This is a genomic window from Streptomyces sp. NPDC096339 (genome assembly GCF_044762985.1).
Classification (GTDB): Bacteria; Actinomycetota; Actinomycetes; order Streptomycetales; family Streptomycetaceae; genus Streptomyces.
Map to the genome: position 1 here is coordinate 161096 of NZ_JBIWFI010000009.1, position 14328 is coordinate 175423.

The following is a 14328-nucleotide window of genomic DNA, read 5'->3' on the forward strand; positions in this document are numbered from 1 at the left end:
ACCCGCCGTCCACTCCTTCGTGCGGTGCCGCCACGAAGTGCTCCGTAGCGGCACCGCCGTGCGGGCCGGACTCCCCCGGCGGGTGGGGTCGTCAGGCCTGGCAGAGGCCGCGGGCGTAGTCGTACGTCGCGGTGGTCTGCGAGTAGCGCCACTGCGGGTCCAGCAGGTCGCTCTTCAGCTGTGCGGCTGCGGCCGGGCTCTCGACGACGTACCCGAAGTCCTGCAGCCAGGACGGGTAGAGGTTCTTCGAGCCGATGTAGAAGGCCGATCCGTCGACCGCGACCAGCTTGTGGTGCTGGGCGTACGGCTTGCCATCCGCCCAGGTCGGCCGGTCCGAGGCGCGGAAGGTGGCCAGTTGGAGGTTCTCGCACAGCGCCGTACGCGCCCGCGCGCTGTCACCGGTCAGGGACGTCAGCCGGCCGCGCAGGGCGTCGCTCACCTCGGAGAGGGACTTGATCTGCGAGTACCCGCCGCTGCCGATCGTCCCGCGGTTCGCCGGGTCGCTCACGACGATGCGGACCTTCACGCCGGAGACGAGCTTCGCGGCGAGGGCGTCGTACAGGCGTACGTCGTAGCGGGGCAGCGGCGGGCAGGTGGCATGGACATCCTGCTGGGAGATCTCGATGTGCGAGGTCGCGCTGGAGACCAGGGCTCGCAGGGCGCTCTCCTCCGGGTTGACGGTGTCGTAGTCCCGGTCGGCGTTGGTGTTGTCGTGCAGCCCGATCCCGCACTTGGTGTCGCCTGCGGTGGGCAGGACCGGGCGGAAGGAGGAGGTGGGGTCGTTCTGGCGGATGCCCACGCCGAGACCGCCGACGGCGAGCGCGGGCACGTTCCCCCCGCCCCCCGGGGCAGCCGGCCGGGGCAGGGTGGGCATGCAGTCCGCGCCGGACGAGGCGGCGAACCAGACGGAGTTCCAGTTGTTCTTGTTGCGGCAGGTCCAGTCCCACAGGGAGTCCAGGTAACGCCCCGCGGAGCCCGCCGCGGGCCCGGACAGCGCGAGGTCCACATCGCTCACCGGGTGGGTGGTCTCCAGGTAGTCGTCCTTCCAGCTGTTGATGCCGCCGGTGATCACCGAACTGCCGTCCACCACGACCAGCTTGGAGTGGTTCCAGGAGAACGCGGTCTTCGAAGTCGTCATCGAGGCCACGTTGAGGGTGATGCTGCCGGCGGCGGCCGGGCCCAGCTTCGCGAGCAGTTCGTCCCGGTAGGCCGACGGGATCACCGTGGAGTGGTATATGGGTGCGGCGCCGACCATGATGCGCACCTTCAGCGAGTTGCCCTTCTGGGCGGATTCCCGCAGGCCCGCGACGATCGCCTCCTGGTAGCCGCCGTTGGGGAACGGCGCCAGCGTCGATATGTCCACCGTCTGGCGGGCGTCGGCGATGTCCTGGCGCATCTTCTCCAGGAGACGGCGCGATCCGGGCCGGTCTGAACACCTGTCGTCGCCCCAGCAACCGGGGGTCTGGAGCAGCCAGTCGGCGCCCCCGGGCGTGGAAGAGCCGAGGCGGTTGCCCGAAGTGCGTTCCCAGACCGACCCCTGGAGGCCGGGCGAGACCTGACGCAGGGTCTGCTCGACCGAGTCGAGGTGCGGTGTGGGTGCGTCGGCCGCGGCCGCGGGGGCGGTGGCGGCGAAGAGGGAGAAGCCGAGTGCGAGGGCCGAAGTGGAGACGAGAGCCGTCGTGCGGACGGTGCGTGCCAATGTGGTTCCTTGACTGGGGGTGGCTCTGGTCGGGAGCGTGGCCGACCACGGCTCCGACCTTGATCAACTCCAGGAAGTTACCAGTTGGTAGCCACCCGTTCACCGGCTCCGGTCGAGTTCCGGCCACGCGGGCGCGGCCCCCCGGAGGTCGCAGGCGGCCACGGCCGCGGGGCGGCGGCACTGGGCTGACGCCCCGAGCAGGTCGGCTCGCGAGGGCCCCTGCCCGGGTCGCAGCTACGCCGTGCACCATGGATCGGCCGGCGGGCGGTGCCCGGTCAGGAGGAACCCCGTCACCGCCCGGTCGCCGCAGGCCTTGCCGTCGGCGTGGTAGGAGCCATGGCCGCCGCGGTCGACGGTGACCAGGCGGGCTCGGTCGCCGAGGGCGGCCCGCATGCGCAGGGCACCGAAGTACGGCGTGACCGGGTCCCGGAGGTTCTGGAGCATCAGGATGTTGGACGGCCCGTCCGAGGATATGCGGACCGGCTTGTCGGTCGGCTCGGTGTGCCAGAAGGCGCAGGGGGTGATGTTCACCGGCTGTCCCGCGGTGAGCGGGTACCGGATGCGGTCGGTGGCCACGGCGTGGGCGTAGCCGCGAACATCGTGGGGCCAGCTCACGTCATTGCATTGCGTCGCCGTGAACACGGCGGCGTCGCGGTCCGGCATCGGCGTGGCGTATCCGGGCGGCAGGGCAAGCGTGGCGTTGGGGTCTTCGGCCGCCTTGATCAGTTGGGCCAGCCAGGGGAAGTCCGCGTCGCTGTAGCTGAGCGCCTGCTGGACGGCCTGGCGAAGGATGTTGCCGGTGAGCGGCTTGTGCGGCGTGGTGGTCGCGCGGGGCGTGCGGTCCAGTCGGTCGGCAAGGGACAGCACCAACGGCCGCACCTCACTATCGCGTTGGGCCAGCCGTAGCCCGTCGCGGTCGCGGGCGGGGTCGGCGGCCCAGCGGGCGAAGTCGGGGAACCGCTCGTCGGCGCCTGCCGCCGTGTTGGCGAGCCAACCGCGTTCCACTCGCGCCGGGTCGGGATCGCCGGTGCTGTCGAGCACCACCCGTTCGGTGTGCTCGGGGTACTCCTGCGCGTAGACGGCGGTTACATACGTGCCGTACGACACCCCGTACATCGACAGCTTCGCGGTACCGAGGGCCTGGCGGAGGCGCTCGATGTCGCGGACCTCGTTCGCCGTGGAGTAACTGCGCACCACGGCACCGCCGTTGCGGGCGCAGGCGTCTGCGATGCGATGGGCGCGGGCGACGCTGTCGCTGATGTCGCCACCGGGACCAGGCCAACTGCGGAGGTTCATCACGTCCCGGTCGTCCGCGCTCAGCCCGCAGCCGACTCCCGTGGAGCCACCCACCCCGCGCGGGTCGAGGCTGACCAGATCGTATGCACCGTCCAGGGCCTTGCGCATCGCCGGTCCTGTGGAGGCGAGCGCATCGACGCCGGATCCGCCCGGACCGCCCGGGACGACCAGCAGGGTGCCGCGCCGGGCGGCCGGCCGGTCGCTGACCAGACGCGTGACGCGCAGGGTGAGGCGGGCGCCGTCCGGCTTCCGGTAGTCCATGGGGACGGACAGATCAGCGCACTGCTGGTCGGCAGGGCCGTCTGGCTGGGCACATGGATTCCAGGAGAGTGTGGTCGCTGACGCCGGACCGGCGACGGCGAGGCACGTCGCGCTGAGCGAAAGCACGCCCAATAGCACGGCGAGTCGTTTCATCGTTGTCTCCGAGGTAGAGGTGTTGACGGCCGGCTGTGGCATCCGCGTGGTTGCGTGGTCTCTGCGGTGGGCCGTGCGGCACGAGCTTGCGCGTCAGGTCACCATCGGGGGGCCTGGCCCGCGCCGGGAAACTCGGTGCCGGGGTCGTGTCCCGGGGCGGGCCGCACGGTGACGGTGAGCCGTTCCGCCACCCGGATGCCACCGCGGTCCTTCGCGAGGTCATGGCCGTCGATGCTGATGACGTAGCCACCTTGGCAGTGGAGGGGGCCCCGCGACCTCCCCCGTCGGTGGGTTCGCTCTCCCCCATATGGGGGAGCCGCCGCGCTCGTCCCACTGGCAGGATGACCAGGAGCCCAACTCCAGCCGTCCCACCCGATTCCGTCGGCTCCTACGGCGGTTGGCGCGTCCGGTCATCTCGCCGGGAACTCCCCGGCCTGGTCGATCACGCTCATCCGGGTGGCGTGCGCGCCCCCGAGGAACGTCGTGACCGCCCCGGAGAGGGTGGATCGGTGCCGCCTGGGCGGGGTACGTGGCGGCGCCGGGTGTGGCCCTCCTCGTCGACGATCCGGAAGCTCACCACCCCGAGCTGCGGGTTTAGGCGAAGGCTTCCCGTACGAGCCGCAGCGAGTCGGTCCGCGGCAGCAGCCCGTCGTCGTCCAGGACCAGCACGATGTCCGCGCCGCCGTGCTCGCGCAGCAACCTCACGGCGGCGCTGGGCTACGACCGAATTCGCGAGGTTGACCACGGTCAGGGCGTGTCCACGCCGGTACGTGCCCGGCGCACCGGCCACCATCGCCGCGCGGTACTGCCGTTCGGCCGCGGAGTATGAGCCACGCCGCGTGCCCGCCGGGGCGCTCTCTCAGGCCGGTTGGTACCCGAGCGGGCAGTACTGCTGTGCCGCTCCGGCGCCGCTGCGGGGTAGGTGCCGGTGCCCACCCTGGCGAGGGTCAGCCGGTGAGTGCGGCCTGCTCGTCGAGGTGCGCGGCCGCGGTCCGCCACGCGCGGGTCACCGCGGTCCGGGCCCGGGCCGTACGTTCGCGGTGGTCTCCACTCAGCAGGACCGGTGCGCCCACGTGCACGTGCAGGCCGGGGCGCCGCAGCGGTGCGGTGGCCACCCCCGCGAGCTGCTTGGCCACGCTCCCGGACGTGATGCGGCGCGCACCGGCCTGGCCCACCGGGACGACCGGCGCACCGGTCCTCTCGGAGAGGCGGGCGAGGCCGCTGCGGAAGGCCTCGGGGGCGGCCTCGGCCGCGTCACCGCGCCGCGGCAGTCCGCCCTCCGCGTAGATGAGCACCAGCCGGCCCTGTCCGAGGGTCTCCGCGGCCGTGTCGAGTGCCCCCGCGGCCCGCGGGTCCCCGCGGAAGACGGGGATGTGCCCGCCACGCGCCAGAGCCCGCCCGAGTACCGGCACCCGCCACAGACCGGCGGCCGCCATCACCACCGGTTCAACGCCGAGCCTCCGCAGGGCGGCGAGCACGACGGCGGGATCGGCGAGCGACGTGTGGTTCGGGGCGATGATGCTGCCGGGTCGGAAGGCGGTCCCGGCATCGGTGTCGCAGGTCACCGACAGCCGCCCGAAGGCGGGCAGCAGGGTGTCCGAGATGGTGCTGAGCATGAAACGGGTCCTCCCGGTCCGACGGTCCGGCTTCCATCGTCTTCGCCGGCGGCCCCGGACCGCCTGAGTCGCCGTACTCGGGGCTTGTACTCATCCCGGGCGCTGCACTGGGGGTGAAATCACCCAGGCCGGCCCATGGGGGCGGGCGAGAAACGTGTCGCCGGCCGCGGGGGTAAGTGTGTGGCGGGCGTCCAAGGGCACCTCGTCGGTGCCCGGGCGAGGAGTTGGCCGCCGCTCAGGTCCGCCGACGGCATCCGCGACCTCCTCCGCGACGCCGCCCCCTACCTGAGGCTCGATCAGGAACACGGTCAAAGCGTCTACCGCCTCGCCCACGGCCGGGCCTACCGCAGACCGGAGCCACTGGCTGTTCGTCAGATCCCCATGTCCCACAAGGCGTGGTCACGAACCGATCGGCATCCGTGCCCGCCCGGCTCGCAAGACCGCGCTGATCGAGCTCGCCGCAGAAGTCCCGGCCGTGGCACTCGCCGGCCTCCTGTCGCTGCCATTCCCGCCGACCAGACCACGCCCTAGACTGCGACCGCTCCAAAACCTGGCGATCATCAGGAGGGCGCGCAAGATGAACCGAGTACTGATCAGCGCATTCGCGGCCGTGACGTTAGTCGTGTCCGGGGGAAGTGCCGCCGCCGCTTCCGACGGCGCTCCGCCGCGCACCACGCACGGTCCGTGCCAGTACACACAGACCCCGGACGAGCCGCCCGCGCGTCCTGTTCCGCTTCCGCCTGACCCACGGCGAACCCCCAGCCATGGCACGGTCGACATGGCTGTCGCGACCAGCCAGGGCCCGCTCCCGCTGCGTTTGGACCAGGCCAAGGCGCCGTGCACGGTCCAGAGCTTCCTGCACCTGGCACGGCACGGGTTCTACGACCGCACGGTGTGCCACCGTCTGACGGCGTATCCGACGCTGAAGGTCCTGCAGTGCGGCGACCCGACCGGTACCGGTGAGGGCGGACCCGGGTACAAGTACAAGGACGAGCTGCCGGTGGATCTGCCACCCGCACCGACCGATCCCACCGGCACGCGCCGACTGTACGGGCGCGGCCTGCTGGCGATGGCCAACGCCGGGCCGGACACGAACGGCTCACAGTTCTTCGTCGTCTACGGCGACTCCGCGCTGCGACCGAACTACACGGTGTTCGGCACGGTCGGCCCCGACGGCCTGGCAACACTCGACGAAATCGCCGCCGGAGGCATCGAGCCGACCGCGGAGAACCCGGCTCCGGTCGACGGCACACCCGTCCTGCGGACCGAGCTGCTACGCATCCGGCCGTCCTGCCGGCATTGACGCACCGCGACGGCCGCGCCGATACCGCGGCCGCGCCGCCTACCTGCGATCTCTCGGTTTCGTGCCGGTGCGCCACCCGCACGAAGGCCGCCCCGTGACAGAGGAATCACCCCGTCGCCTGGACCGCTCGCGGACTCGGTCGTGGACGGTGGAAGTACGCGTCAGCTGACCCGGAGACCGACCGCCAGCGTCAGTTCGAGGACCCGGTGTGGCGATGCGAGATCCGGAAACAGCTCCCGCAGCTGCGACATCCGGTACCGGACGGTCTGGGGGTGGACGAACAGTGCCGCCGCCGCCTCGTCCCGCCTGCCCTGGTGCAGCAGCCACGCCCGCAACGTCTCCTCGAGCCGCTGCGCGGTCGCGGCCGGCAAGGCCCGCAACGGTGCGAGGGCTCGGGCACGCAGGTCGGCGAACGCGTCCGCGTCGGCGCTCAGTACCAGCTCGGGCAGGTGCTCCTCGGTGTCGCGGATGTCGCAGGAGAGGGAGCGCGCGCGTGCGGCTCGTTCGTACGAGGCGGACGCACGCGTCCACGGCCGGGCCGGGCCGACCACGGCGGTGCGGTCGGGCAGCTGCCTCAGCAGGTGTGCCCGGTCGGCATCGGGGACGAGCAGCACGCCGGAGCCGTCCGGCAGGTCGTCGAGGACGAGGGTGCCCGGGTCGAGCGCGCGGTAGGCCGGCCGGGCCTGGGCGGCGGGCAGCAGGACGGCGGTCAGCGAAACCGGCGGCTGCCACCCGGCCCGCCCGGCAGCGGCGAGGAGCACGTCCGGGCTCGCGCCGGAGAGGAGGTCGCGGGCCAGTTGTTCCAGGTGGCGCTCGTGGGCCCGACCCCGCGCGGCCAGTTCGTCGGCGTGGCCCGCGGCGCTCGCGGCGGAGAGCTCGTCGATGTAGGCGAAGGTCAGCTCGGCGAACTTGGCGACCTGGGCGGCGGGCAGACCCGCCGGTACGGCACCTGCCGCCAGGCCTCGCCAGGCCACGCGGGCGCCGACCCGGTAGGCGCTGAGCAGGGCGTCCATCGAACGGCCGTCGCGAACCTCGCCGCGGCCCAGTTCGTAGGCCGCGTCGCCGGCGTCGCGGCCCGTGGCCTTCCCGCTCGCGAGGTCGAGGTAGAGGCCCAGGGCGGTGCGGACGGCCCGGCGGATGGTGGCGCCCATCCGGCCCGAAAGGGCGTTGGCGTAGGACGGGACCTCGTCGATGATCGCCTGGACGACCTCGTCGGCGGTGGTCCTCAGCGCGGCCCGAAGCGCGGTGACCGTCGTCTCATCCAGGACCAGTTCGCCGGCCCTCCGCACTGCATGGCTCACGTTTTTGTTCCTTGCGAACAATTCAACTGATCAGATTCACGTCCTGCGGACAGGACTTTACCCCCCGAAGCACATCAAGCTGGGGTCATGACGAGTGCAGCCCTCCGCAGTAGGGCGTGGAAACTGCTGGAGATGCTCACGACGCCGCTGCTGCCGTCGGACTACCTCGACCTGGTCAGCCCGCTGCGTGCGGGCGGCGACCTGCGGGGGCGCATCGAGGCCGTGCACCCCGAGACGGGTGACGCCGCGACCATCGTGATCAGGCCGGGACGGGGCTGGCGCGGCCATGCCGCCGGTCAGTACGTGCGGATCGGGGTCGACGTCGACGGGGTGCGCCTGTGGCGCGCCTACTCGCTCACCTCGCCGACGAACCGCCGGGACGGCAGGATCTCGATCACCGTGAAGGCCATCCCGGACGGCAAGGTCAGCAACCACCTGGTCCGCAGGGCGCAACCGGGCACGCTGATCCAGCTCGACCAGGCGACCGGCGACTTCGTGCAGCCGGAGGCCAAGCCCGCCAAGGTGCTCTTCCTGACGGCCGGCAGCGGCATCACGCCGGTGATGGGCATGCTGCGCGACGTCGGGTTCGACGACGCCGTCATGGTCCACTCCGCACCGCAGCCGCACGACGTGATCTTCCGCAACGACCTGCACGACCTGGCCGCGGCCGAGAAGCTGCGTCTGACCGAGCTGCACACCGACACGGACGGCATGCTCGACATCGCGCGTCTGGGCGAACTCGTTCCCGACTGGGCCGAGCGTGAGACCTGGGCGTGCGGGCCCGCGGGCCTGCTCGACGCCGCCGAGGACCACTGGACCGAGCACGGCATCCCGGAGCGCCTGCACACCGAACGCTTCCGTCCCGGCGTCGTCGTCACCGGCGACGGAGGCGAGGTCACGTTCGCCGCCACCGACAAGACCGTCGACGCGGACGGCGCCACGCCGTTGCTGGACATCGGCGAGGAGGCAGGCGTGCTCATGCCGTCCGGGTGCCGCATGGGCATCTGCTTCGGCTGCGTCACGCCGCTCACGGCGGGCGCCGTCCGCGACCTGCGCACCGGCGAGATCACCGAGGCCGGGCCGGGCGTCCTCATCCAGACCTGTGTGTCCGCCGCGGCGGGCCCCTGCGAACTCGAACGGTAGGACCACCTTGACCGCCATCGACCCCACCGCCCACCTGACCGCGGAGCAGATCGAGGAGCTCGGCCGCGAGCTGGACGCGATCCGCGACGAGGTGATCGCGAGTCGCGGTGAGAAGGACGCCGCCTACATCCGCAAGGTCATCTCGGCGCAGCGCAAGCTCGAGCTGGTCAGCAGGGGTGTCCTGCTGTTCTCGTTCTTCCCGCCCGCGTGGCTCATCGGCACCGCCGGGCTGTCCGTGGCGAAGATCATGGACAACATGGAGATCGGCCACAACATCCTGCACGGCCAGTGGGACTGGATGCGGGACCCGAAGATCCACTCCACCACCTGGGAGTGGGATCACGTCTCGCCGTCCGACCAGTGGAAGCACTCGCACAACGAGCTCCACCACACGTACACCAACGTGATCGGCAAGGACAACGACCTCGGCTACGGCATCATGCGCGTCGACGAGGACCAGAAGTGGCACCCGTTCCACCTCGGCCAGCCTCTGTGGAACTTCATCAACGCCTGCTTCTTCGAGTACGGCATCGCCGCCTACGACCTGGAACTCGGCAAGAACCTGCACAAGCGCCGCCGCAAGGACCCTGAGTTCCGCGCGCGGGCCAGGGCCGTGGGCCGCAAGATCCGCAAGCAGGTGCTCAAGGACTACGTGATCCACCCGCTCCTTTCGGGCCCGTCGTTCCTCACCACGCTCGCCGCCACGTTCACCGCGAACCTGGTCCGCAACATCTGGTCCCACTCGGTGATCATGTGCGGGCACTTCCCCGAGGGCGTGCAGGTCTTCGAGCGCCGGTCGATCAAGGGCGAGACACGCGGCCAGTGGTACCTGCGCCAGATGATGGGCTCGGCGAACATCAGCGGCAGCAAGGCCATGCACTTCATGACCGGCAACCTGTCGCACCAGATCGAGCACCACCTGTTCCCGGACCTGCCGAGCAACCGGTACGCCGAGGTCGCGGTGAAGGTGCGCGCGCTGTTCGAGAAGTACGAGCTGGAGTACGTCACCGGGCCGCTGCCCAAGCAGGTGTTCTCCGCGTGGCGCAAGGTCTTCCGGCTCTCGCTGCCGAACAAGAAGCCCAAGGTCACGAGGCCGGACCGCGAGAAGGAGCTCGTCGCGGCCTGACTCCCGGTACCGGGTCGCCCGCTTCGTCCGTACCAGCGGCACTGCCTGGTTCGGTGGGATCCGTTGCGGACGGTGGGCGGCCGCGATACCAGACCGTACGACACGGGATCCGGGGCGGCCCCGTGTCCGGCTGCGCAGCCTGGACGTGCGCCGGGAGCTCACCCGTACCGCAGGCGCCCCAGCGCGGTCATGGGCCGGTCGTGCGCCGCCACCGGGGCCGGCAGGACCGTGGAGCCGGTCAGGTAGCGGTCCACCGCCGAGGCCGCCGACCGGCCCTCGGCGATGGCCCACACCACCAGCGACTGGCCCCGGCCCGCGTCCCCGGCCACGAACACCCCCGGCGCCCGTCCGCCGGCGGCGGCGAAGTCCGCGTCCCGCGCGAAGTTGCCGCGTTCGTCGTACTCCAGCCCCAGCTGCTCGCGCAGCCCGCCGGCCCGCTCGGGCCCGGAGAAGCCCAGCGCCAGCAGGACCAGTCCGGCCTCGATCACCCGATCGGTGCCCGCCAGGGGCCGCCGCTCCCCGGCCTCGACGGCGGTCAGCCGCAGCGCCCGCACCCGGCCTCCGGCGTCCCCCTCGAAGCACAGGGTGGCACTGGAGAACAGCCGAGGGTCACGGCCCGCCCGGCCGCGCGCCTCCTCGTGGGCGTGGGAGATCCGGTACACCTTCGGGTGCACCGGCCAGGGCTCGCCGTCGGCCCGGTCGGGCCCCGGTTCGGGGTTGATGTCCAGCTGGACCACCGACAGCGCGCCCTGCCGCAGGGCCGTGCCCAGGCAGTCCGAGCCGGTGTCGCCGCCGCCGACGACCACCACGTGGGCGCCGTCGGCCGTCACCGGGGACGCCGGGCGGTCCCCGGCGCACACCCGGTTGGCGCAGGTCAGGTACTCCATCGCCTGGTGGATGCCGCCCAGGGAACGCCCCGCGACCGGGAGCTCCCGGGGCTCCCCGGCGCCGACCGCGACGACCAGGGCGTCGTAACGGCCGCGCAGCGCGTCGGCCGGTTCGGCCCCGCCCACGTCCGAGTCGGTCACGAAGGAGGTGCCCTCGTCCCGCATCTGCTCGATCCGGCGTTCGAGGTGCTCCTTCTCCATCTTGAACTCGGGGATGCCGTAGCGGAGCAGCCCCCCGAGCCGGTCGGCCCGCTCGTGGACCACGACCCGGTGTCCGGCCCGGGTCAGCTGTTGGGCCGCGGCGAGGCCCGCCGGGCCGGAGCCGATCACCCCCACGGACCTCGCACCCCGCCGCTCCGGCGGGCGGGGGGTCATCCAGCCGCGCCGCCGGCCCTCGTCCGCGATCGTCTGCTCGACGTTCTTGATGGTCACCGGGTCGGCGTTGATCGCGAGGACGCAGGCGTCCTCGCAGGGCGCCGGGCAGAGCCGGCCGGTGAACTCGGGGAAGTTGTTCGTCGCGTGCAGCCGCTCGTAGGCGGCGTGCCAGTCTGAGCGGGCGCTGTAGGCGTTCCACTCGGGTATCAGGTTGCCCAGCGGGCAGCCGGTGTGGCAGAAGGGGACGCCGCAGTCCATGCAGCGGCCGGCCTGCTCGCGGACCAGCGGCAGCAGGGCCTGCCCCGCGTACACCTCACGCCAGTCCCCGAGCCGCTCCTCGACGGGCCGCGCCGGAACGGCCTTGCGGGGGATCTTGAGGAAGCCGAACGGATCGGTCACTCGCCGCCTCCCTGACCCGGGTGCGAAAGGTGAGAGGCGCGGTACGGCGCGCCCGAAGCGCGCCGTACATCACCTTTCCCCCAGATTACGCCGTCCGGGCCAATCGGTCCCCGGCCGCGGCAGCGGCGGCTCCAGGCGCACGCCTTCCTCCTTCGCGTGGATCACGTCCTCCAGTGCTTCGCGGTACTCGTCACGCAGGGCGTCCATCCGTCGACCGCGGCGGCCATCGAGATGTCCGGTGTGCCGCGCCGTCCGCCGACCACGTTCTCGATGCCGTCCGGAAGGCCGGACGGCTGAAGACGTGGGACTGGCCGCCCGACGGGCTGGACGCATTGCGGACGTCCTTGGGGGTGGCGCCGCTCGGAGCGACCGCTCCGCGATCAGATCCGTCAAGTCATGTTCAGAACAAGATTGTTTGACGCTTGATGCCGAACGCTTTACCTGATCGCGAAATACGCCATTCACTGTCTTGACCTGCGTGAAGCACCGCCCGAAATAAGGCGAGTTGGCGGCGAATGAGCCCAACCGTCCAGGCCCTGAGCGTCCGTTCAGCGGACGCGGTAGGGCGGAATCCGGACGTGTTTCGGCCAATACCTGACGTGTCCATGGCGCTCATGGAGATCGCTGGCAACCTCTCCACATCCCCAGCAGGACGAGATCGACACGCTCCGCCCGGCCGGCCTCATCCCGGCCGCCGGTTCCACCCCCCACGCATCGAAGGAGTCCGCGTGAAGTCCACGCACCGGCGGAACGCCACCGCCACGGGAGCCCTGTTCGCCGCAGCCGCCCTCCTCACCGTCGGCGTCCAGGCCGGCACCGCCAACGCGCAGCCCGACCCGTCAGCGAACGCGGCCGCCCCCAAGGGCGAGGTCCGCAACCCGGGCGCGCTCCCCGCACAGCTCACCCCTTCCCAGCGCGCCGAGCTCATAGCCAAGGCGCAGAGCACCACGGCCGCCACGGCCAAGGAACTCGGCCTCGGCCCGCAGGAGAAGCTCCTCGTCCGCGACGTGGTCAAGGACCAGGACGGTAGCACCCACACCCGGTACGAGCGCACGTACGAGGGACTCCCCGTCCTCGGCGGCGACCTGGTCGTCAACCGCACCGCGGCCGACCGCACCCAGAGCGTCGGCAAGGCGTCCGAGGCCAAGCTCCAGGGCGTCTCCACCTCCGCCCCGGCCGACGCTCCGACGACCGCCTCCGCGAAGGCCCTCGACGCCGCGAAGGCGGTCGGCTCCAAGGCCGACAAGGCCGACGCCGCCCCCCGCAAGATCGTGTGGATGGCGAACGGCGTGCCGACCCTGGCCTACGAGACCGTCGTCGGCGGGCTCCAGGACGACGGCACCCCCAACCAGCTCCACGTCATCACCGACGCCAAGACGGGCGCGAAGCTCCACCAGTGGCAGGGCATCGAGACCGGTGTCGGCAACACCCACTACAGCGGCCAGGTCACCCTCGGCACCTCGTCGTCCGGTTCGAACTTCACGCTGAACGACGCGGCCCGCGGCGGCCACAAGACCTACAACCTCAACCACGGTACGTCCGGCACGGGCTCGCTCTTCACCCAGTCGACCGACACCTGGGGCAACGGCGCCAACTCCAACGCCGCCACCGCGGGCGCCGACGCCGCCTACGGCGCCGGGGTCACCTGGGACTTCTACAAGAACGTCTTCGGCCGCTCCGGGATCCGCGGCGACGGCGTCGCCGCCTACTCCCGCGTCCACTACGGCAACGCCTACGTCAACGCGTTCTGGGACGACGGCTGCTTCTGCATGACGTACGGCGACGGGACGAACAACAACGACCCGCTGACCTCGCTGGACGTCGCCGGCCACGAGATGTCGCACGGCGTCACCGCGGCCACCGCGGGCCTGGAGTACAGCAACGAGTCGGGCGGCCTGAACGAGGCCACCTCCGACATCATGGGCACGTCCGTCGAGTTCTACGCCAACAACGCGAGCGACCCTGGCGACTACCTCATCGGCGAGAAGATCGACATCAACGGCAACGGCACCCCGCTGCGCTACATGGACAAGCCGAGCAAGGACGGCGGCTCCGCCGACGCCTGGTACTCCGGCGTCGGCAACCTCGACGTCCACTACTCCTCGGGCCCGGCCAACCACTGGTTCTACCTGGCCTCCGAAGGCTCCGGCGCCAAGGTCGTGGGCGGCGTGAGCTACAACTCGCCCACCTCCGACGGCCTGCCCGTCACCGGCATCGGCCGGGACAAGGCACAGCTCATCTGGTACAAGGCGCTCACCACCAAGTTCAACTCCACCACGGACTACGCCGGTGCCCGCGCCGGCACGATCGCGGCGGCGACCGAGCTGTACGGGGCCGGCAGTCCCGAGGTCAACGGCGTCACCGACGCCTGGGCCGCCGTCAACGTCGGCGCCCGTTCGGGCGGCGGCACCCCGACCCCGGGCAAGGTCTTCGAGAGCACGACCCGCGTGGCCATCCCGGACTCCCCCGGCCCCGCGGTCACCTCGTCGGTCGCCGTCACCGGCATCACCGGCAACGCGCCGAGCACCCTCAAGGTCGGTGTGAAGATCACCCACACCTACGTCGGTGACCTCCAGATCGACCTGGTGGCCCCCAACGGGACCTCGTTCCGCCTGCAGAACTCCTCCTCGGACTCCACGGCGAACCTGGACAAGACCTACACGGTGAACGCCTCGGCCGTGGCGGCCAACGGCACCTGGAAGCTGAAGGTCCAGGACAAGGCCGCCGCCGACGTCGGCACGATCACCGACTTCAAGCTCACCTTCTGAC

Annotated in this window: 10 protein-coding genes and 1 pseudogene; 6 read left to right on the plus strand and 5 right to left on the minus strand. The window is 71.4% G+C overall.

Translation table 11 applies throughout. From position 1 onward, the window contains the following. Positions 1–91 precede the first annotated feature (91 nt). The 3 genes from ACIQ5Y_RS15400 to ACIQ5Y_RS15410 form a co-directional block, all read right to left on the minus strand. Complete coding sequence (locus ACIQ5Y_RS15400) at positions 92–1699, minus strand: phospholipase (RefSeq protein WP_403879906.1); 1608 nt, start codon at positions 1697–1699, stop codon at positions 92–94. 234 nt (positions 1700–1933) lie between these two features. After that, complete coding sequence (locus ACIQ5Y_RS15405; protein WP_403879908.1) at positions 1934–3451, minus strand: alpha/beta hydrolase; 1518 nt, start codon at positions 3449–3451, stop codon at positions 1934–1936. A 905-nt stretch (positions 3452–4356) separates the two neighbouring features. Beyond that, the gene (locus tag ACIQ5Y_RS15410) at positions 4357–5025 is read right to left on the minus strand and encodes a lysophospholipid acyltransferase family protein (protein ID WP_403879910.1); all 669 of its coding nucleotides are present in this window, start codon (positions 5023–5025) and stop codon (positions 4357–4359) included. A gap of 778 nt (positions 5026–5803) precedes the next feature. Between ACIQ5Y_RS15410 and ACIQ5Y_RS15415 the strand changes: the two genes are divergently transcribed. Next, complete coding sequence (locus ACIQ5Y_RS15415; RefSeq protein WP_403879912.1) at positions 5804–6328, plus strand: peptidylprolyl isomerase; 525 nt, start codon at positions 5804–5806, stop codon at positions 6326–6328. A 161-nt stretch (positions 6329–6489) separates the two neighbouring features. Here the strand turns inward: ACIQ5Y_RS15415 and ACIQ5Y_RS15420 are convergent, their stop codons facing one another. Beyond that, entirely contained in the window at positions 6490–7629 is a 1140-nt protein-coding gene (locus ACIQ5Y_RS15420; RefSeq protein ID WP_403879914.1) for a PucR family transcriptional regulator, read from the minus strand. 87 nt (positions 7630–7716) lie between these two features. Here ACIQ5Y_RS15420 and ACIQ5Y_RS15425 point away from each other — a divergent pair, with 87 nt between their 5' ends. The 3 genes and pseudogenes from ACIQ5Y_RS15425 to ACIQ5Y_RS15435 all read left to right on the plus strand — a co-directional run. Then, positions 7717–8772, plus strand: coding sequence for a ferredoxin reductase (locus ACIQ5Y_RS15425; protein WP_403879915.1), 1056 nt, complete (start codon positions 7717–7719; stop codon positions 8770–8772). 7 nt (positions 8773–8779) lie between these two features. Beyond that, positions 8780–9898: a fatty acid desaturase family protein gene (locus tag ACIQ5Y_RS15430; RefSeq protein WP_403879917.1), complete on the plus strand. Its 1119-nt coding sequence runs from the start codon at positions 8780–8782 to the stop codon at positions 9896–9898. Positions 9899–9956: 58 nt separating this feature from the next. Beyond that, positions 9957–10043, plus strand: a pseudogene (locus tag ACIQ5Y_RS15435) (DUF6207 family protein); the annotation flags it as partial. A 13-nt stretch (positions 10044–10056) separates the two neighbouring features. Here ACIQ5Y_RS15435 and ACIQ5Y_RS15440 read toward each other — a convergent pair. Continuing rightward, positions 10057–11559 carry a glutamate synthase subunit beta gene (locus ACIQ5Y_RS15440; RefSeq protein WP_403879919.1) on the minus strand — a complete coding sequence of 501 codons (1503 nt, stop codon included), beginning with the start codon at positions 11557–11559 and terminating at the stop codon, positions 10057–10059. A 156-nt stretch (positions 11560–11715) separates the two neighbouring features. Here ACIQ5Y_RS15440 and ACIQ5Y_RS15445 point away from each other — a divergent pair, with 156 nt between their 5' ends. Further along, positions 11716–11856 (plus strand): hypothetical protein, encoded by a 141-nt coding sequence (locus ACIQ5Y_RS15445; RefSeq protein ID WP_403879921.1) that lies wholly within the window; start codon positions 11716–11718, stop codon positions 11854–11856. Between the two features lie 431 nt (positions 11857–12287). Continuing rightward, positions 12288–14327: a M4 family metallopeptidase gene (locus ACIQ5Y_RS15450; protein WP_403879923.1), complete on the plus strand. Its 2040-nt coding sequence runs from the start codon at positions 12288–12290 to the stop codon at positions 14325–14327. The last annotated feature ends 1 nt before the right edge of the window (position 14328 follow it).

Bases quoted from the DNA above. Each gene is read 5' to 3' on its own strand.
- ACIQ5Y_RS15405 (WP_403879908.1), bottom strand. From the start codon at position 3,451: ATGCCACAGCCGGCCGTCAACACCTCTACCTCGGAGACAACGATGAAA.
- ACIQ5Y_RS15410 (WP_403879910.1), bottom strand. From the start codon at position 5,025: ATGCTCAGCACCATCTCGGACACCCTGCTGCCCGCCTTCGGGCGGCTG.
- ACIQ5Y_RS15415 (WP_403879912.1), top strand. From the start codon at position 5,804: ATGGCTGTCGCGACCAGCCAGGGCCCGCTCCCGCTGCGTTTGGACCAG.
- ACIQ5Y_RS15425 (WP_403879915.1), top strand. From the start codon at position 7,717: ATGACGAGTGCAGCCCTCCGCAGTAGGGCGTGGAAACTGCTGGAGATG.